Annotated in this window: 17 protein-coding genes; 11 read left to right on the top strand and 6 right to left on the bottom strand. The window is 68.1% G+C overall.

The window, feature by feature from the left end:
- Nucleotides 1-63: 63 nt before the first annotated feature.
- The 5 genes from GQR91_RS03160 to GQR91_RS03140 all read left to right on the top strand — a co-directional run bounded on the left by GQR91_RS03160 (nucleotide 64) and on the right by GQR91_RS03140 (nucleotide 6,940).
- Nucleotides 64-2,055, top strand: a complete 1,992-nt coding sequence (locus GQR91_RS03160) for an acetyl-CoA carboxylase biotin carboxylase subunit (RefSeq protein ID WP_149681133.1) — start codon at nucleotides 64-66, stop codon at nucleotides 2,053-2,055.
- Nucleotides 2,056-2,135: 80 nt separating this feature from the next.
- Nucleotides 2,136-3,614, top strand: coding sequence for an efflux transporter outer membrane subunit (locus GQR91_RS03155; RefSeq protein ID WP_149681132.1), 1,479 nt, complete (start codon nucleotides 2,136-2,138; stop codon nucleotides 3,612-3,614).
- On the top strand, nucleotides 3,614-4,990 hold the full coding sequence (locus tag GQR91_RS03150; protein WP_149681131.1) for an efflux RND transporter periplasmic adaptor subunit: 1,377 nt from the start codon (nucleotides 3,614-3,616) through the stop codon (nucleotides 4,988-4,990). Before GQR91_RS03155 ends, GQR91_RS03150 begins: the two co-directional genes overlap by 1 nt.
- Nucleotides 4,991-5,033: 43 nt before the next feature.
- A complete protein-coding gene (locus GQR91_RS03145) occupies nucleotides 5,034-5,732 on the top strand; it encodes an ABC transporter ATP-binding protein (RefSeq protein ID WP_149681475.1) in 699 nt (232 codons plus the stop codon).
- Nucleotides 5,732-6,940 carry an ABC transporter permease gene (locus tag GQR91_RS03140; protein ID WP_112381434.1) on the top strand — a complete coding sequence of 403 codons (1,209 nt, stop codon included), beginning with the start codon at nucleotides 5,732-5,734 and terminating at the stop codon, nucleotides 6,938-6,940. Before GQR91_RS03145 ends, GQR91_RS03140 begins: the two co-directional genes overlap by 1 nt.
- On the opposite strand, the gene GQR91_RS03135 is transcribed toward GQR91_RS03140, so the two are convergent.
- From GQR91_RS03135 to GQR91_RS03115, 5 genes are all read right to left on the bottom strand, one after another.
- On the bottom strand, nucleotides 6,909-7,532 hold the full coding sequence (locus GQR91_RS03135) for a nucleotidyltransferase family protein (RefSeq protein ID WP_149681130.1): 624 nt from the start codon (nucleotides 7,530-7,532) through the stop codon (nucleotides 6,909-6,911). The two genes, GQR91_RS03140 and GQR91_RS03135, sit on opposite strands and share 32 nt — an antisense overlap.
- Nucleotides 7,519-8,442 carry an XdhC family protein gene (locus GQR91_RS03130; RefSeq protein WP_149681129.1) on the bottom strand — a complete coding sequence of 308 codons (924 nt, stop codon included), beginning with the start codon at nucleotides 8,440-8,442 and terminating at the stop codon, nucleotides 7,519-7,521. Before GQR91_RS03130 ends, GQR91_RS03135 begins: the two co-directional genes overlap by 14 nt.
- 92 nt (nucleotides 8,443-8,534) lie before the next feature.
- The gene (locus GQR91_RS03125) at nucleotides 8,535-10,766 is read right to left on the bottom strand and encodes a xanthine dehydrogenase family protein molybdopterin-binding subunit (protein ID WP_375781590.1); all 2,232 of its coding nucleotides are present in this window, start codon (nucleotides 10,764-10,766) and stop codon (nucleotides 8,535-8,537) included.
- 2 nt (nucleotides 10,767-10,768) lie between these two features.
- Entirely contained in the window at nucleotides 10,769-11,749 is a 981-nt protein-coding gene (locus GQR91_RS03120; protein ID WP_149681127.1) for an FAD binding domain-containing protein, read from the bottom strand.
- The gene (locus GQR91_RS03115; RefSeq protein ID WP_112381429.1) at nucleotides 11,746-12,282 is read right to left on the bottom strand and encodes a 2Fe-2S iron-sulfur cluster-binding protein; all 537 of its coding nucleotides are present in this window, start codon (nucleotides 12,280-12,282) and stop codon (nucleotides 11,746-11,748) included. Before GQR91_RS03115 ends, GQR91_RS03120 begins: the two co-directional genes overlap by 4 nt.
- 115 nt (nucleotides 12,283-12,397) lie before the next feature.
- Between GQR91_RS03115 and GQR91_RS03110 the strand changes: the two genes are divergently transcribed.
- Together GQR91_RS03110 and GQR91_RS03105 are read left to right on the top strand one after the other, a co-directional pair.
- The gene (locus GQR91_RS03110; RefSeq protein ID WP_149681126.1) at nucleotides 12,398-13,399 is read left to right on the top strand and encodes a glycerophosphodiester phosphodiesterase; all 1,002 of its coding nucleotides are present in this window, start codon (nucleotides 12,398-12,400) and stop codon (nucleotides 13,397-13,399) included.
- A complete protein-coding gene (locus GQR91_RS03105) occupies nucleotides 13,400-13,678 on the top strand; it encodes a hypothetical protein (RefSeq protein ID WP_149681125.1) in 279 nt (92 codons plus the stop codon). It begins immediately after the preceding gene.
- A gap of 4 nt (nucleotides 13,679-13,682) precedes the next feature.
- On the opposite strand, the gene GQR91_RS03100 is transcribed toward GQR91_RS03105, so the two are convergent.
- Nucleotides 13,683-14,489, bottom strand: a complete 807-nt coding sequence (locus tag GQR91_RS03100; RefSeq protein ID WP_311732262.1) for a TIGR02117 family protein — start codon at nucleotides 14,487-14,489, stop codon at nucleotides 13,683-13,685.
- Between the two features lie 37 nt (nucleotides 14,490-14,526).
- Between GQR91_RS03100 and GQR91_RS03095 the strand changes: the two genes are divergently transcribed.
- From GQR91_RS03095 to GQR91_RS03080, 4 genes are all read left to right on the top strand, one after another.
- Nucleotides 14,527-15,732 carry a DUF445 domain-containing protein gene (locus GQR91_RS03095; protein WP_149681124.1) on the top strand — a complete coding sequence of 402 codons (1,206 nt, stop codon included), beginning with the start codon at nucleotides 14,527-14,529 and terminating at the stop codon, nucleotides 15,730-15,732.
- Between the two features lie 97 nt (nucleotides 15,733-15,829).
- On the top strand, nucleotides 15,830-16,936 hold the full coding sequence (locus tag GQR91_RS03090; protein WP_149681123.1) for an ABC transporter permease: 1,107 nt from the start codon (nucleotides 15,830-15,832) through the stop codon (nucleotides 16,934-16,936).
- Complete coding sequence (locus GQR91_RS03085) at nucleotides 16,936-17,868, top strand: ABC transporter ATP-binding protein (RefSeq protein ID WP_149681122.1); 933 nt, start codon at nucleotides 16,936-16,938, stop codon at nucleotides 17,866-17,868. Before GQR91_RS03090 ends, GQR91_RS03085 begins: the two co-directional genes overlap by 1 nt.
- On the top strand, nucleotides 17,868-18,830 hold the full coding sequence (locus tag GQR91_RS03080) for an MlaD family protein (protein ID WP_112381424.1): 963 nt from the start codon (nucleotides 17,868-17,870) through the stop codon (nucleotides 18,828-18,830). Before GQR91_RS03085 ends, GQR91_RS03080 begins: the two co-directional genes overlap by 1 nt.
- The last annotated feature ends 2 nt before the right edge of the window (nucleotides 18,831-18,832 follow it).

Here is an 18,832-nt window from a genome sequence, read left to right as displayed (position 1 = left end):
ATGACAACGACGCTCACGGGCAGGCACGCAGGTGTCGCCCGTGAAGCGGGAGGGGAGCCAAGCATGTTCAAGAAGATCCTGATCGCCAATCGCGGCGAGATCGCGTGCCGCGTCATTCGTACCGCCCGCGCGATGGGCATCGCGACGGTGGCGGTCTATTCGGATGCCGATGCACGCAGCCCGCATGTGATGCTGGCCGACGAGAGCGTACGGCTGGGGCCGGCACCGGCGGCGGAAAGCTATTTGAAGGCGGAGCTGATCCTGCTGGCGGCCAGGGAAACGGGGGCGGATGCCATCCATCCCGGCTATGGCTTCCTGTCGGAGCGGGAAAGCTTTGCGCGGGCCTGTGCCGAGGCGGGGATCGCGTTCATCGGCCCGCCGCCGAACGCGATCGCGGCGATGGGCGACAAGATCGAATCGAAGAAGCTGGCCAAGCAGGCGGGCGTCAACGTCGTTCCGGGCTTCCTGGGCGAGATCGCGGATACCGAGCATGCAGTGCGCATCGCCGGCGAGATCGGCTATCCGGTGATGATGAAGGCGTCGGCCGGTGGTGGCGGCAAGGGGATGCGGCTCGCCTGGAGCGAGGCGGACGTGCGCGAAGGCTTCGAGGCGACCAAGCGCGAAGGGCTGGCCAGTTTCGGCGACGATCGCGTGTTCATCGAGAAGTTCATCCAGGACCCGCGCCATATCGAGATACAGGTGCTGGGCGACCAGCATGGCAAGGTCCTGTACCTGGGCGAGCGCGAATGTTCGGTGCAGCGCCGTCACCAGAAGGTGGTCGAGGAAGCGCCGTCGCCTTTTGTCACGCCGGCGATGCGCCGGGCGATGGGCGAGCAGGCGGTCGCGCTGGCACGCGCGGTGGGCTATTATTCGGCGGGTACGGTGGAGCTGATCGTGTCGGGCGCGGACCCGACGGGGGAGAGCTTCTACTTCCTGGAGATGAACACCCGGCTTCAGGTCGAGCATCCGGTGACCGAGGAGATCACCGGGCTGGACTTGGTCGAGCAGATGATTCGGGTGGCGGCGGGCGAGCCGCTGTCGATCGAGCAGGACGATGTGCGGCTGAACGGCTGGTCGGTGGAAACGCGCGTCTATGCCGAGGACCCGTATCGCGGCTTCCTGCCGAGCATCGGCCGGCTGGTACGCTATCAGGCGCCCGAGCCGGTGGCGGACGAGGCCGGCCGGGTCCGCGTCGATGACGGCGTGGCCGAGGGCGGCGAGGTCAGCATGTTCTACGACCCGATGATCGCCAAGCTGGTGACCTGGGCGCCGACGCGCGAGGGCGCGATCGATGCGCAGGTGGCGGCACTCGACGGGTTCCGGATCGAGGGGCCGGGCACGAATCTCGATTTCCTGTCCGCACTGATGCAGCATCCGCGCTTCCGCGACGGCGCGCTGACCACCGGCTTCATCGCCGAGGAATATCCCGAGGGCTTCCACGGGGCACCGGCCGAACCCGAACTGCTGCGCATCCTGGCCGCGGTCGCCGCATTCGTTGCGACGGCGGAGGCGGACCGGGCACGGCGGATCGACGGGCAACTCGGCCGCCGCCTGCCGCCGCCGGGCGAATGGCAGGTGCGGATCGGGGGCGAGGATCGCCATGTCGTGGTCGATACCGATGCGGTGACGGTGGACGGCGTGGGCGTCGAACTGGAGATGGAATATACGCCGGGCGACCGGATCGTCACGGTGGAGGCGCCCGAGGCGCTGACCATCCGGCTTGCCCGGACGCGCGGCGGCTGGCGTTTGTCGACGCGCGGGGCGGCGCATGAGGTGCGCGTCGTGCCGGGCCATGCGGGCGCGCTGACGCGGCACATGATCGAGAAGGTGGCGCCGGATCTGTCGCGCTTCCTGATCGCGCCGATGCCGGGGCTGCTCGTGCGCCTCGACGTGGGCGAGGGCGACCGGGTCGAGGCGGGGCAGGCGCTGGCGGTGGTCGAGGCGATGAAGATGGAGAATATCCTGCGCGCGGCCAAGAGCGGGACGGTGAAGGCGGTGAGCGCACGGACGGGCGACAGCCTGGCGGTGGATGCGGTGATCCTGGAGCTCGAATAGTCGCGCATGTCCGGCGTGACACAGGTTGCGACATAATAATGCTGGACGTCGGGCGGGGCGATGCCGCATCCCTCCGCCCCATGTTCCGCGCTCGCGCCCTGTTCCTCGCGCCCCTGGCGCTTGCCGGCTGCACCGTCGGCCCCGACTATCGGCCCGCGGCGCCCGCCGAACTGGGCGTGCCGGACGGATGGTCGGTGCCCGCCACCCAGGCCGAGGTCGCGGACCTGACGCGCTGGTGGCGGCGCTTCGACGATCCGCTTCTGGGCGAACTGGTCGAGCAGGCGGCCGCCGCCAACACCGATGTCGCACAGGCGGTTGCCCGGCTGCGGCAGGCGCGCGAAAGCCTGGTGCAGAGCCGGGCCTCGCTGCTGCCGACCCTTTCCGGGTCGACCGGATACCAGCGCAACGAGAATGTGGTGGGCGGCGGGCGTTCGTTCACGCTGCCCGACGGCACCGTGGTCGATACCGGCGGCGGCGGTCGCAACGCCTATACGGTGGGCCTGTCGGCGCGCTACCAGCTCGGCCTGTTCGGCGAGGTGCGCCGCACCGTGGAGGCGACACGCGCGCAATATGAGGCGTCGGGCTTCGACTATGCCGCGACGCTGCTGACCGTCGAGAGCGAGACGGCACGCAACTATGTGCTGGCGCGGCTGTATCAGGCGGAACTGGCCAATGCGCGCGCCAGCCTGGCGTTGCAGGACGACAATCTGGAGATTGCCGGTTTTCGCGTGCAGGCGGGCCTCGTCTCGTCGCTGGACAACGAACAGGCGCGGGGACAGCGGGCGCAGACCGCCGCGACGATCCCGGCGCTGGCGCAGCAATATAATGCGGCGGTGTCGCGGCTGGGCGTGCTGACCGGGCAGGCGCCCGGTGCGGTGAAGGGGCGGATGGAGGCGGTGCGCCCGATCCCGGGGGGCTCTGCGGCGATCGGCGTCGGCCTGCCCGCCGACCTGCTGCGTCGGCGACCCGATGTGCGCGCCGCCGAGCGCAACCTGGCGGCGGCCACCGCGCAGATCGGCGTGGACAAGGCCGCGCTCTATCCGGCGCTGGCGATCAGCGGCAACCTGAACACCAACGCGACCAGCATCGGTTCGATCGGCGAGGCGATCACCGGCAGCCTGTTCGCCGGCCTGACCCAGGCGATCTTCAACGGCGGCCAGTTGCGCAGCCGGGTGCGGTCGAGCGAGGCGGCGGCGGATGCCGCGCTGGCCGCCTATCGCGGCACCGTGCTGAACGCGCTGGAGGATGTCGAGGTGGCGGTGGTCGCGCTCAACACCGCGCGCGAGCGCGAGCGCGAGTTTGCGGTGGCGCTGGATGCGGCCAACAATGCCGCGATCCTCAGCCGCAGCCAGTATCGCTCCGGCCTGACCGATTTCACCACCTTGTCGCAGCAGGAGGCCGCGTTGTTCAACGCGCGCAACAGCGAGGCGAGCGCGCGCAGCGACGCCGCCACCGCGCTGGTCACCCTGTTCGCGGCGCTGGGCGGCGGCTGGGATGCCGATGTGACGCCCGAGGCGCCGCGCGCCGGCACCACCCTTTCCACCACCGGGAACCCCTGATGGCCGACGAAGCGCTCGACAATTTTCTGGGGATGAAGCCGCAGCCGCGCTGGCGGCGATGGGTGAGCTGGGGTGCGGTGGCGGTCGGCGTCGTGCTGCTGTTGCTGCTGCTCAAGAACTGCCTGGGCGGATCGGATGCGCCGCAATATGCGACCGCGCCGGTCAGCCGCGGCAACCTGACGGTGACCGTCTCGGCCACGGGCAAGCTGGCGCCGACCAACCAGGTGACGGTGGGCTCGCAGCTGTCGGGTCTGGTCACCCGCGTCGTGGTGGACGTGAACGACCGCGTGACCGCAGGACAGGCGCTGGCGCTGATCGATCCCGAACAGATCGACGACCAGATCCGCGCCGGCCAGGCGACGCTGAACGCCAATCAGGCGCAGGTGGCGCAGGCGCGTGCCACCCTGTCCGAATCGCAGGCGCAGCTTGCCCGGCTGGAGGAAGTGTATCGACTGTCCAAGGGGCGCGTGCCGTCCGGCACCGAGCTTCAGGCCGGGCGTGCGGATGCGCAGCGTGCGGCGGCGGCCCTGCGCGTGGCGGAGGCCAATGTGGCCGCGGCGCGCGCGCAATTGGCGCAGTCGCAGACGCAGCGGGCGCGGGCGATCATCCGCTCGCCGGTATCGGGCGTGGTGCTGGCGCGGCAGGTCGATCCCGGCCAGACGGTGGCGGCCTCGTTCAACACGCCGACGCTGTTCGTGATCGCCGAGGACCTGACCCAGATGAAGCTGGAGGTCGCGATCGACGAAGCGGATGTCGGCGCGGTGCAGGTGGGGCAGAAGGCGAACTTCACCGTGGACGCGTTTCCCGGCCGTACCTTCCCGGCGAAGATCACGCGCGTCGACCTGGGATCGAACCTGACGGTCAGTGCGGCCACGGCCTCTTCCTCGACCACCACGACGACAGCGACCAACCAGGTGGTCAGCTATGCCGCGGACCTGACGGTTGCCAACCCGACGCTGCAACTGCGCCCCGGCATGACCGCGACCGCGGATATCGTTACCTCGGACAAGCAGAACGCGCTGCTCGTCCCCAACGCCGCACTCCGCTTCAAACCGACCACCGGCGCCGCCGGCGACCAGAGCGGCGGCATCGCCGGCTCGCTGACCTTCCGCCCGCGCCGCGACCGGCCGGCACGTACCGCGACGCTGGGCCGTGGTGCGACGCAGACCGTGTATGTGCGCGGCGGCGATGGTCAGCCGCAGCCGGTGCAGATCGTGACCGGCGACACCAACGGCAGCATGACCGAGGTAACCGGCGGCGACCTGAAGCCCGGCATGCAGGTCATCACCGGGCAGTTGACGGGCGGCAGCGACACGGCGGGCGGCCAGCGTCGCGGCGGCGGCCAGCGGCGGCAGGGAGGGGGCGGTGGCCAGTAATCCACCGCTCATCTCGCTGCGCGGCGTCACCAAGACCTATGGCATGGGCGCGACGCAGTTCCAGGCGCTGAAGGGTGTCGATCTCGACATCGCGGCGGGCGACTTCGTTGCGGTGATGGGGCCGTCGGGATCGGGGAAATCGACCACGATGAACATCCTGGGGTGCCTGGACGTGCCCAGCGGCGGCACGTTCCTGTTCCGGGGCCATCATGTCGAGACGCTGGACCGCGACCAGCGCGCGCTGCTCCGCCGGCAATATCTCGGCTTCGTGTTCCAGGGGTTCAACCTGCTCAGCCGCACCTCGGCACTGGAGAATGTCGAACTGCCGCTGCTCTACCGCGGCGAGGATCGCAAGACGCGGCGCGACATGGGCATGGCCGCGCTCGACAAGGTCGGGCTGGCGGACTGGTGGGACCATACGCCCGCCGAACTGTCGGGCGGGCAACAGCAGCGCGTGGCGATCGCGCGGGCGATCGTGACCAGTCCGGACGTGCTGCTGGCCGACGAGCCGACGGGCAATCTCGACTCGGAGCGCTCGGTGGAGATCATGCAGCTGCTTACCGGCCTCAACCGCGACAGCGGGATCACCGTGCTGATGGTGACGCACGAGCCCGACATGGCCGCGTTCGCGCGCACCGTGGTGCATTTCAAGGACGGGCTGGTCGAGCGGATCGAGGCGCAGCATGCGCAAGGAACGATGCCCGAGGACATGCCCCCCCGCCTGCCGGAGGAACGCGCCTGATGTTCGGCACCACGCTTACTCTCGCGATCCGGTCGATCCGGCGGCACCTGTTGCGCTCGTTCCTGACGATCCTGGGTATCGTCATCGGCGTCGGCGCGGTGGTGACCATGGTCACGCTGGGCAAGGCGACGACCTCGGCGGTGCAGCAGCAGATCTCGGCGCTGGGCACCAACATCCTGCAACTGCGTCCCGGCCAGGGCTTTGGCCGGGGCGGCGGCGGCCCGCGCCCGCCCGACTTCAAGCCCGAGGATGTGGAGGCGATCAAGAACCAGATCGCCGGCGTCACCGGGGTCGCGCCGCAGGCGTCGTCGGCGGTGACCGCGATCTACGAGGGGGCGAACTGGTCGACGACGGTGCGCGGCACCACCAGCGACGTGTTCAAGGTGCAGCCCTGGCCGCTGGTATCCGGGCGCTACTGGACACCGGCGGAGGAGGAAGCGGGCAAGGCGGTGTGCATCATCGGCAATACCGTGCGCACCAACCTGTTTCGCGGCGGCGAGGCGGTGGGCCAGCGCTTCCGGGTCGGCAACATCAGCTGCGACGTGATCGGCGTGCTGTCGACGCGCGGGCAGGCGGGCTTTGGCGGCGACCAGGACGACACCGTCATCATGCCGATCAAGGCGGTGCAACGCCGCTTTACCGGCAACCGCGACATTCAGTTGATGCTGATCGGGGTCGACCAGGCCTATTCCACCGCGGCGGTGCAGGCATCGCTCACCGACCTGCTGCGCGAGCGGCGCAACATCACGGGCGGCAAGGAAGATGACTTCAACATCTTTGACACGAAGCAGATTTCCGACACCCTGACGGGGACGACGACGCTGTTGACGCGGATTGTGGCGGCGGTGGCGGCGATCAGTCTGGTGGTGGGGGGGATCGGCATCATGAACATCATGCTGGTGTCGGTGACGGAGCGGACGCGCGAGATCGGGATCCGGCTGGCGATCGGGGCGGTGGCGCGCGAGGTGTTGATGCAGTTTCTGGTCGAGGCGGTGGCGCTGTCATGCCTGGGCGGGATCGTCGGGCTGGTGCTGGCGCAGCTCATCATCCTGGCGCTGGCGCCGTTGATGCAGGTGCCGTGGACGTTCGATCCGCAGATCAACATGATCGCGTTCGCCATCTCGGCGGTGATCGGCGTGGTCTTCGGCTATTTCCCGGCGCGGCGCGCCGCGGCGCTCAATCCGATCGACGCGCTGCGCCACGAGTGATCGTGCGCTCGGGCGCATGGACGAGCTGGCGTAGGCGCTCCAGATCGTCCGGCGTGTCGATGTCGATCAGCTCGGTCGGGGTAGTCACGACATGGCGGCCGGCGGCGACCAGCTGGCGCGCGCCCGCATCGCCCTGCAACTGCATCAGCGTGTCGAACCGGTCGCGGCCGAAGACGCCGGGCGGGGTGGGATGCACGCCATTGCTGGACACTACCACGGCATCGTCGCCATCGGCGGTGTCGAGCAGGCGGTAGATATGGGTGGCGGTGACGCGCGGCATGTCGGCCAGTGCGATCACCACGGCGCGCGCCTCCAGCGACATGGCACAGGCGACGCCGAGGCGGACCGAATGCGACATGCCGCGCCCGACCGCATCGTTGTGGATCACGCGGTAGCCGCGGCTTGCAAAGTCCAGCCGGCAGCCATCGACCACCGCGACCCGCGCCTTGAACGGGATCGCCTCCAGCGCGGTGGTGACGTGGAAGCCGACCGGCTTGCCCAGAAACTCGGCCTCCAGCTTGTTTTCCGATCCGAAGCGATCCGAGCGGCCGGCGGCCAGAAGGACAAGAACGGTGTCCTCAGCGGCGATCATGAAATGCCCCCACCATGGCGGCGGCGATCGACAGCGCGATCTCGGACGGGCCGATCGCGCCGATATCGATCCCGACGGGGCCATCGATGCGGTCGATCGCCGCAGCCGAAAGGCCCGCCGCCGCGAGACGTTCGCGCCGGGCGGCATGGCTGCGCCGGCTGCCCAGTGCGCCGACATAGGCGGCGTCGCTGGCAAGCGCGGCGATCAGCGCGGGATCGTCGATCTTGATGTCGTGGCTGAGCGTCACCACCGCCGTGGCGGGGCCGGGGCGCCATGCCGCGATCGCCTCGTCGGGCCAGCGATCGTCCAGCGTGACGCCGGGGAAGCGTTCCTCGGTCAGGAAGCGGCCGCGTGGGTCGATCACCACCGTGGCGATGCCCAGTGTCGCGGCCAGCGCGGCGAGGCTCTGCGCGATCTGCACCGCGCCGACGATCAACAGGCGCCGGGGCGGATCGTAGCGGTTGGCGAAGATTTCTCCTGTCTCTACAGGCCGCAGGTCGGAATGGCCGGTGGCGAGGTCGGTGGTGACGGTGAGCGAGCGGCCATCCTCGCGCGCTTCCGCGATCCGGTCGAACAATTCGGGATCGAACCCTTCGGCCGAGACGGGCTGTACCATCACCGCGATCTCGCCGCCGCAGGGCAGGCCCACCTCCCACGCCGCAGCATCGGCGACGCCGTAGCGTTTGACCTGGAAGGGGGCACCGCCGATCACCTCGGCCGCGGTTTGCAGGATGTCGCTTTCGACGCAGCCACCGGACACCGACCCCTCGAACCGTCCATCGGCGTGGACCAGCATGTGGCTGCCGCGGGGGCGCGGGGCCGACCCCCAGGTGGATACCACCGTGGCGATGGCCAGTTTTTCGCCCTTCCAGGCGCGTGCGGCGGAGAGGACGGAGTCGTTTTCGGCCATCTATCGTTCCTGTCTTCCCCCAGGGCGTTGGGGGAGGGATCGTCCATGTCATACTCCGTCCGTTGATGCCGAGCGAAGCGGGAAGCGCCCGATCAGACGGGCGGCAGTCCGTCGAGCAGCTTGTCGAGCGTGATCGGCAGGTCGCGGACGCGGATGCCGGTCGCGTTGTAGATCGCGTTCACCACCGCCGGGGCGGCGCCCGAAATGCCCAGCTCGCCGATGCCCTTGGCATGGATCGGGTTGGCGTGGATGTCCCGTTCGTCGAGGAAATGCACCTCGAGCTGCGGCACGTCGGCATTTACCGGCACATGATATTCGGCAAGGTCGTGGTTCACCAGCTTGCCGTTGCGCGTGTCGTGGATCAGCTCCTCGGTCAGGGCGGTGCCGATGCCGAAGGTCATGCCGCCCAGGCACTGCGACCGCGCCGTCTTGGCGTTGAGCACGCGGCCGGCCGCGAACACGCCCAGCATCCGCCTGACGCGGACCTCGCCGGTGACGACGTTGACGCCGACCTCTGCGAAATGCGCGCCGTAGCTGGCCTGGGTGTGCGTCTTTTCCTGCTTGCCGGGCTTGATCTCGCCGGTCGCCTCGATGCCGTCGCCGACCAGATCGGAAATCGCCACCTGCCGGTTGCCGCCGATCGCCTGTCCGTCCTTGAGCGTCAGGTCGGCGGGATCGACCTCCATCGCCTTGGCGAGCTTCTCGCGCAGCAGTTCGCAGGCCAGATAAACCGCCGAACCGGCCGACGCCGCGCCCCAGGAGCCGCCCGAGCCGGCCGCGGGCGGATCGTTGGTGTCGCCCAGCTTCATGGTGATGCGGTCCACCGGGATGCCGAGGATCTCGGAGGCGATCTGCGCCATGATGGTGTAGCTGCCCGTGCCGATATCGGTCATCGCCGACGAGACCGTGGCGCTGCCATCGGGATGGATCTCGGCCTTGGCGGAGGATTGCTGCAACTGGTTGTTACGGGTGGCGGCGGCCATGCCGATGCCGACCAGCCAGTCGCCCTCGCGCCGCGAACCGGGCACGGCATTGCGCTTGTCCCATCCGAACCGGCGTGCACCCTCGTCCATCGACTGGGTCAGCTTGCGCGACGAGAAGGGGACCTGCTTTTCCGGGTCCTGTTCGGGATCGTTGATCCGGCGCAGTTCGATCGGGTCCAGCCCCAACGCCTCGGCCAGCTCGTCCATCGCACATTCGACGCCGACCATGCCGACCGCCTCGCCGGGGGCGCGCATTGAGCCCGAGAGCGTCAGGTTCACATCCACCGTGTCGTGGTTGATGCGGCGATTCTCGCTGGCGTAGAGCGAGTGGGTGCCGATGCCGACGGGTTCGAAGAAGGATTCGCCCGGCAGGTTGGAGACGAGCGAGTCGTGCACCAGTGTGGTCATGCGCCCGTCGCGCCCGGCGGCCAGTTTCACGCGCTGCTCGGTGTTGGACCGGCGCACCGTCGCGTCGAACACCTGCTGGCGCAGCATCACCGCCTTGACCGGGCGGCCGAGCCGCTTGGCGGCGATCGCTGCGGCGACGCTTTCGGGTGCGATGCCCAGCTTCGATCCGAAGCCACCGCCGATATAGCGCGAGACGATGCGCACCTTGTTCTTCGACACGCCCAGCGCGTCGGCAAGCTGCGACGCGTCCGAGGTCGGCATCTGATAGGCGCCGTAAAGCGTCAGCGCGCCGTCTTCCCATACCGCGATCGAGGCATGGGGCTCCATCGCCGCCGAGTTCTGGCTGGGGGTGATATAGGTTACGTCGACCTTTACCGGGGCTTCGTCGAACGCCTTGTCCGGATCGCCCTGGCTGTAGTGCGGCGGGATCATCGCCTTGGGCGGCTTGTGCGCTTCGTCTCTGTGCGCCTCGAAATTATAGACGCCGGACTTGTAGTCATATTCGACCGGGATCGACAGCGCGGCCTCCCGTGCGGCCTCAAAGGTTTCGGCCAGGACGATCGCCACGATCTGGCCGAAATAATCGACCTGCTTGACGCCCTGGGTCGGGGCCTTGGTCTCGCCGCCCTGTTGCGAATTGCGCAGAAAGGAGTCGTAGTCGGTGATGACGTCGATGACGCCCGGCATCGCCTTGGCCGCGTCGATGTCGATAGACCGCACCTCGCCGTGACCGATCTTGGCGGAAACGAGAACGCCGTGCACCGCATTCGGAATGTCGTATTCGGCGGCATAGGTGGCGGTGCCGGAAACCTTGAACGGTCCATCGACGCGGTCGAGCGGCTTCGAGATGACGCCCTGCACCCCGGTGTCGAGCAGACTGTCCGGATAAGGCTGATTCATCGTCAGCGACTTGGTGTCGGAATTGCCGAACATGCTCATGCCTCCGTCAGCTCGCGCAGGCTCGCAATCAGTGTGCGGCGTGCGAGCGGAATCTTGAAATCGTTGCTGCCATAGCCCCTGGCATTGGCGAGCAGCGCATCGGCGGCGGCGCCGAACGCGATGTCGTCGGGCGCCTTGCCGACCAATGCCGCCTCGACCCCGGCATCGCGCCAGGGCATCGGCCCCAGCCCACCAAAGGCCAGCGATGCGCTGGCGATGCGGCCGTCGGCCACCTCGACCACGCCCGCGACCGAAACCAGCGCAAAGGCATAGGATGCGCGGTCGCGGACCTTGCGATAGATCTGCTTGCCCCTGGGCGGTGCCGGCAGTTCGACATGGGTGATGAGTTCACCCGCCTCCAGTGCGGTTTCGATATGCGGCGTGTCGCCGGGCAGGCGGTAGAAATCGGCGATCGCGATCCGGCGCCGGTCGCCATCCGCCTTCAGCGTGACGATGGTGGCGTCCAGCACGCGCATCGCCACCGCCATGTCGCTGGGATGGGTCGCGATGCAGTTCTCCGAAGTGCCGAGTACCGCCAGGATACGGTTGAAGCCCTCGCGCGCCGAGCAGCCCGTCCCCGGCTCCCGCTTGTTGCAGGGCATGGCAGTGTCGTAGAAATAATAGCAACGCGTCCGCTGAAGCAGGTTGCCGCCGGTCGAGGCCTTGTTGCGCAACTGCCCGCTGGCGCCGGCCAGCAGCGCGCGCGACAGCACCGGATAGCGCTCGATCACGCGGGCATCGGCGGCAAGGTCGCTGTTCGGGACCAGCGCGCCGATGGTCAGGCCGCCATCCTCGCGCTCCTCGATCTCGGAGAGCGGCAGACGACTGATATCGACCAGCGTTTGCGGCGTCTCGACCTGAAGCTTCATCAGGTCGAGAAGGTTGGTGCCGCCGGCGATGAACTTCGCGCCGGCGGTGCCGGCTTCGCGTACCGCGACCTCCGCGCTGTCGGCACGCTCATAGGCAAAGGGCTTCATGCCGCGACCTCCCGACCCACCTCGGCATTGGGATCGCGGTTGCCCTTGCCAGCAACCTCGCGGATCGCATCGACGATGTTCGGGTAAGCGGCGCAGCGGCACAGATTGCCGCTCATCCGTTCGGAAATCTCCTCGTCGCTCAGCTCGACGTCGCTCAGGTCCGCGCTGACATGCGAGGGCCAACCCTTGCTGGCCTCGTCCAGCATGCCGACCGCCGAGCAGATCTGGCCCGGCGTGCAATAACCGCATTGATAGCCGTCATGGCGCACGAACGCGTCCTGCAGCGGGTGGAGGTCGCCGACCTGACCCAGCCCCTCGATCGTGGTGATCTCGTCATCCTGGTGCATCACCGCCAGCGACAGGCAGGAATTGATCCGCCGGCCGTTCACCAGCATCGTGCAGGCGCCGCACTGACCATGGTCGCATCCCTTTTTTGACCCGGTCAGGCCCAGATGCTCCCGACACAGGTCGAGCAGCGAGGTGCGCACATCGACATCGATGTCATGCGATTGACCATTGATCGTGAAATGCATTGCGGAAAGCTCCCGAGGACCGAGAACAAACGCCATGATTCATATTGGTTTCCCGTTGCGAACCACTCTCACCACTTTGCTTGCCGCGGCCGGAATGACGGGGCAGGCTGGTGCCATGACGCTGCGATCCGGTCCATTGTCGCCTCCGATCGTGATCGCCCATCGCGGCGCCAGTGGAGAGCGGCCCGAACACACCATCGCCGCCTATGATCTGGCGATCGCGCAGGGCGCCGATGTGATCGAGCCGGATCTCGTGCCGACCAGGGACGGCGTGCTGGTCGCCCGGCACGAGAACGAGATCGGGGGCACGACCGACGTGGCACAGCATCCCGAATTTGCGGATCGCCGGGCGACCAAGACGATCGACGGCCAGCCGGTGACGGGCTGGTTCACCGAGGATTTCACGCTGGCCGAATTGAAGCGGCTGCGCGCGCGCGAACGCCTGCCGCAGATGCGCTCCACCGCGCATGACGGGCAGGAGACGATCCCGACGCTGGACGAGATCATCGCACTGGCCAAGGCGCGCTCGACGCAGACGGGGCGGACCATCGCCATCTATCCGGAGACCAAGCATCCGACCTATTTCGCCGGCATCGGCCTGAACACCGATCGTCCCTTGCTGGCGGCGCTGAAGAAGGCGGGATGGACGACGGCGGCGGCACCGGTCTTCATCCAGTCGTTCGAGGTGGACAACCTGAAATGGCTGCATGCGCATACCGGCGTGCGGCTGATCCAGCTGGTGGCGGCGGAGGGGGCCCCCGCCGATCATGCCGCGCCGTCCTATGCGGCGATGGTCACGCCGGCCGGGCTGCGCGCGGTCGCGCGCTATGCGTGGGGTATCGGACCGGACAAGGCGATGCTGTGGGATGTGGAGGGTGGTGCCACGACGCTGGTGGACGATGCGCATGCGGCGGGCTTGCGCGTTCACCCCTGGACGTTTCGGGCCGAGAATGCGTTTCTGACGCCGCCTTTTCGGCGCGGCACTGCCCCCGCCGGGCACGGTGATCTGGGCGGTGAGATCGCATCGGCACTCCGCCTTGGAATCGACGGATTCTTCACGGACTATCCGCTAATCGGTGTTTCCACGCGCGATGCGGTGCGATCCGGAGTTGAGTGAATGCGTAAAGTCGGTCTGTGTCTTGCGTTGATGGTGCCGTTGTTGGCGGGGGGGTGCGTGCGGACCGCCGTGGGGGTGGTGAAGGCGCCATTCCAGGTGGCGGGGCAGGTGGTCGACTGGACGACGACCAGCCAGGACGAGGCCGACCGCAATTACGGGCGCAAGATGCGCAAGAAGGAAGCCCGCGAGGGCCGCGAGCGTCGCGATTACGAGAAAAGGTGCCGCAAGCACCCCGAGGAGTGCCGCGGCTATGACGGCTATCAGGCGGCGAACGACTGACCGGTCACAGCCACCACATCACCGTGGTGGGAAAGGGCGTCCACCGCCCCATGCGCACGCCGGCATGGCGCAGCGCCGCCCCGGTCCATGCATTGCAGGTCGTGATCGCGGAATAGCGACCACGGGCCGTGTAGAAGGCATCGTAAGCGCCGTAGCCGCGATGGACCTGCCCCCGCGGCGCCAGGCTGGCGGCGATATAAGCCGCCAGCCGCCGATACCCGGCTTCGCTCAGCAGCACGGCGCGCGCGCCGTCCCCCGGCCGGGGGCGCGGGAGATGATCGACATGGATCAGCGAGCGATCGCTGCCGATCGCGGCCGCGGCGATCGTCGCCGGCCGGATGTCGCGCCAGCGCGGCGTTTCCAGAAAGAACGCCGCCTCGCCCCAGCCGATCGCCAGATGATCATAGCCGCCATAGCGCGGGTCGGCGAGGTCGCGGGCGGGGAAGACGCGGCGCCAGTCCACGCCGGCGGCCCGCTTGGGCACGATGATCGCGGTATGGATGCCGTTCGATTCGATCCAGATGGTCACCGCGCGTGACGAAGGTCGTGGTTCCGCGCCGCCGGCCGGGATCGATCCGCCGATCGCGCCGGCCAGCGCATAGCCGAACAACAGCACGCACAAGGCCGCCGCCAGCCGCCCGGTCGCAGTGGCCGCAGTGCGCAGCGGGGCGGGAATATGGGTGGGAACGGCAGCCTCCTGACGATGTCCGGTCCTGTCTGGCACAGGAATGATTGCGGTGCGATCGATACGCAGCTTGAACAATCCCGCGGTTCGGGGATTGTCGTTGGTGATGAACCGCCTGCATCGCACCGGGGCCAAGGAGCCCGCTCCTCCGGCTCTTGTGCGCATGCGAATCGTCGCCACCGGATTGCTGGTGGCGATGGCGATCACCTTTTTCATCAGCCGCGCGCTGGTTCCGGTGCATCCCGGCTGGGGCTTCGTGCGCGCGTTTGCGGAGGCGGCGATGGTCGGCGGACTGGCCGACTGGTTCGCGGTCACGGCGCTGTTCCGCCATCCGCTGGGTCTGCCCATCCCGCATACCGCGATCGTCCCGCGTAACAAGGATCGCATCGGCGACACGCTGGCGCAGTTCCTGCGCTCCAATTTCCTGGTGCCGCGGGTCGTCGCGCGGCGGATGCACCGGGTGGACGTGGCGCGTGCCGCAGGGCGCTGGCTGGCGCAGCCGCCGGGCGAGGGCGGGCGTATCCGGCGTGGCGCCTCCAAGCTGGCGGCGGAAATGTTGCAGGCGTTCGATCCGCAGCGGCTGGGCGGGATGGTCAAGGCGACGATCGGGACGCGGCTGCGTGCGACGGAGGTTTCGCCGATCCTGGGCCAGTTGCTGAAGGCGGCGGTGGCGGAAAACCGCCATGCGCCGCTGCTGGATGGGGGCATTCGCTGGGCCGCGCGCGCGCTGTCGTCGAACGAGGCGCTAATCCGGGCGATGGTGCACGAGCGGGCGGGGGCGTTGCTGCGCTGGACCGGGCTGGACGAGACGGTGGCGGACCGCCTGATCGGTGGTCTGGACAAGCTGTTGAACGACATGGCGGAGGATGCGGAGCATCCGTTGCGGCTGAAGATGGAGGAAGGGCTCGATCGGCTTGCCTGGGATCTGCAACATGACCGGGAGACGCGCGAGCGGGTCGAGGCGCTGAAGGCGGAGATGATCGCCAATCCGGCGATGCAGCGCTGGCTGGACGGATTGTGGGAGCAGGCGCGCGAGGCGATGCTGAAGATCGCGCGCGATCCGGAAGCCGCGATGGCGGGCAAGCTGGGAGAGATGCTGCGGCAACTGGGCGGCACGGTGCAGGCCGATCCCGGCCTTGCCCGGACGATCAATCGCTTCGTTCGCCGTACCGTGGTCGGCGTCGCGGCGGATTATGGCGACGGCATCGTGCGTCTCGTGTCCGAAACCGTACGCGGATGGGATGCGCGCACGATCACGACGCGGCTCGAAAACGCGGTGGGACGCGATCTTCAGTATATCCGCGTCAATGGTACGCTGGTCGGCGGCATCGTCGGGCTTGCCATCCACGGCGTGGACGTGCTGTTGTGACAACGGCACAGTCTGGTGCCGTTTCAATGCAGCAGCGGTTCGTCGCGGGTGCGAGCCGCCTTGCCGTTCGCGGCACTTTCCCGCAAAGAGACACGCGATGAGCGCCAAGGCCGATTTCAGCCAGGACGATGCGGACGGCGGAGCGCTGCGCTTCACGGGCGATCTGTCGCTGGCCTCGATGGGCGACCTGCCCGACCGGCTGGAGCGGCACGAGGGCCGGGTGCGCCGTGTCGATCTGTCGGGCGTCGACCGGATCGATACCGTCGGCGCATGGGTAGTGCACCGTTTCGCGGCGCGCAACGATGCCGAGGTTTCTGGCCTGAGCGACGCCAGCCGCTCGCTGTTCGACGAAGTGGTGAATGCCGACAAGCCGGTGGCGATGCGCCCGCAGCCGGTCAGTCCGTTCGCCCGCGTGGCAGGCGAGATCGGCGATGCCGTCGTCACCTCGTTCCGCACCCTTTATGGCCTGCTCGGCTTCATGGGGGCGACGACCATGGCGATGCTGGCCGTGATCCGCCATCCGCGCCGGTTCCGCTTCAACGCGGTGGTGCACGAGTTCGAGACGGTGGGCGTGTCCGCGCTCGGCATCGTCGGGCTGATGAGCTTCCTGATCGGGATCGTCATCGCGCAGCAGGGCGCGGTGCAGCTGCGCCAGTTCGGTGCCGAGGTGTTCACGATCAACCTGGTCGGCCGGCTCACTTTACGCGAACTGGGCGTGCTGATGACCGCGATCATGGTCGCGGGGCGCTCCGGTTCGGCCTTTGCCGCGCAGCTCGGCACGATGAAGCTGACCGAGGAGATCGACGCAATGCGCGTCATCGGCGTGTCGCCGATGGAGGCGCTGGTGCTGCCGCGCACGCTGGCGGCGGTGACGCTGATGCCGCTGCTCGGCTTCTACGCTTCGCTGATCGCGATCATCGGTGGCGGTTTCCTGGCCGCGGTGTCGCTGGGTATTCCACCCGTCACCTTCGTTGCCCGCATCCGCGAGGTCGTACCGATCACCGACCTCTATGTCGGCCTGATCAAGGCCCCCGTCTTCGGCGCGATCATCGCGATCGCCGGGTGCTTCCAGGGCATGTCGGTGGAGTCGGACGCCGAGCAGGTCGGCCTGCGCACCACGTCCGCGGTGGTGCAGGCGATCTTCCTGGTCATCGTGCTCGACGCGTTCTTTGCGGTGTTCTTCACCTGGGTGGGCTGGAACTGATGGCGGCGCGCGACGAGCACATCATCAGGGTCCGTGGCATCCGCAACAGCTTCGGCGACCAGGTGATCCATGACGGACTGGACCTGGACGTGCGGCGAGGCGAAATTCTGGGCGTGGTCGGCGGATCGGGCACGGGCAAGTCCGTGCTGATGCGCTCGATCATCGGCCTGCAGACGCCCGATACCGGCGAGATCACCGTGTTCGACGAACCGACGATCGGCCGTGAGGAAACGGAGGCGGTGTCGATCCGCAAGCGCTGGGGTGTGCTGTTCCAGGGCGGGGCGCTGTTCTCGACGCTGACCGTGGCGGAAAATGTCGCGGTGCCGCTGCGTGAGTTTTACCCGGAGCTGTCGCCGGCCCTGATGGACGAGATCGCGTCCTACAAGGTGGTGATGACGGGCCTGCCGGCGGATGCGGGGCCGAAATATCCGGCCGAGCTGTCCGGCGGCATGAAGAAGCGCGCCGGGCTGGCGCGGGCGCTGGCGCTGGACCCGGAACTGTTGTTCCTGGACGAGCCGACCGCGGGGCTGGACCCGATCGGCGCGGCGGCATTCGACCAGTTGACCAAGTCGCTGCAAAAGACGCTGGGGCTGACCGTTTTCCTGATCACGCACGATTTGGATACGCTCTACGCGATCTGCGACCGGGTCGCCGTGCTGGCCGACAAGAAGGTGATCGCGGTGGGCACGATCGACGAGTTGCTGGCGCTCGACCATCCGTGGATCGAGGAATATTTCAAGGGGCCGCGCGGTCGCGCCGCCGTCGCCGCCAAGGAAAACCATGCGCAGGGCTCGGCCGATGCGCAGGCAGACGCGCATCCGACCGAGGTGTCGGCGCGGACCACCGGCCAACCTTCGCTGGGCGGGGCGGTGGACAATGCAGCGCGCGGTGAGACACAGGATAACGCTCGGGGCGAGCGAGGGACAGGCTGATGGAAACGCGATCAAACCATGTTCTCGTCGGCACCGTCGTGCTGATCCTGCTGGCCGTGCTGGCGCTGTTCACGGTGTGGATCGCGCGGCTGGGCGGCACGTCGGAGAAGGAATATGACATCTTCTTCCGCCAGTCGGTGGACGGGCTGGCGAAGGGGTCGGCGGTCACCTATTCGGGCGTGCCGTCGGGTCAGGTGAAGGAAATCGCGCTGTGGCGTCCCGACCCGCAATATGTGCGCGTACGCGTTGCGGTGAACGAGCAGACGCCGATCCTGCAAGGCACCACGGCATCGATCTCGGCAAGCTTCACCGGCACCAGCACGGTGGCGCTGGATGGCGCGCGCAAGGGTGCACAGCCGATCGCCTGCCCGGAGGAGAATCGCCGGCAGCTCTGCCCCTATGACGTGCCCGTCATCCCGACCAAGCAGGGCGGTATCGGCGCGATCCTGAATTCCGCACCGCAGCTGCTGGAGCGGCTGTCGACGCTGACCGAGCGGCTGACCGGGCTGTTGTCGGATCGCAACCAGGCATCGATCGCGGGTATCCTCGACAACACCAACCGCCTGTCCGACGCGCTGGCGGATCGTGGGCCCGAAATCGCCGCGACGCTGGCGCAGACGCGGGTCGCAATTCAGCAGGCGGGCGACGCGGCACAGTCGATCGGGCAACTGGCGCAGACCACGAACGGCGTCCTAGCCGAGGATGTGAAGCCGGCCATGGCGAATTTGAACAAGGCGATCCTGTCGGCGCAGGAAAGTGCCGAGACACTGAACGCGGCGGTGGGCGATGCGCGGCCGGGCCTGCAGGCCTTTTCCAAGCAGACGGTGCCGGAGGTCGGGCAGTTGGTGCGCGATCTGCGCGTGACCGCCGCCTCGTTCGCCTCGATCGCCGAGAAGATCGACCAGCAGGGCGCAGGATCGCTCGTCGGGCAGCAGAAGCTGCCGGATTACAAGGGTAAGTGAGG

This window comes from Sphingomonas carotinifaciens, assembly GCF_009789535.1.
GTDB classification, from domain to species: Bacteria; Pseudomonadota; Alphaproteobacteria; order Sphingomonadales; family Sphingomonadaceae; genus Sphingomonas; species Sphingomonas carotinifaciens.
This window is presented reverse-complemented; position numbering and strand designations above follow the sequence as displayed.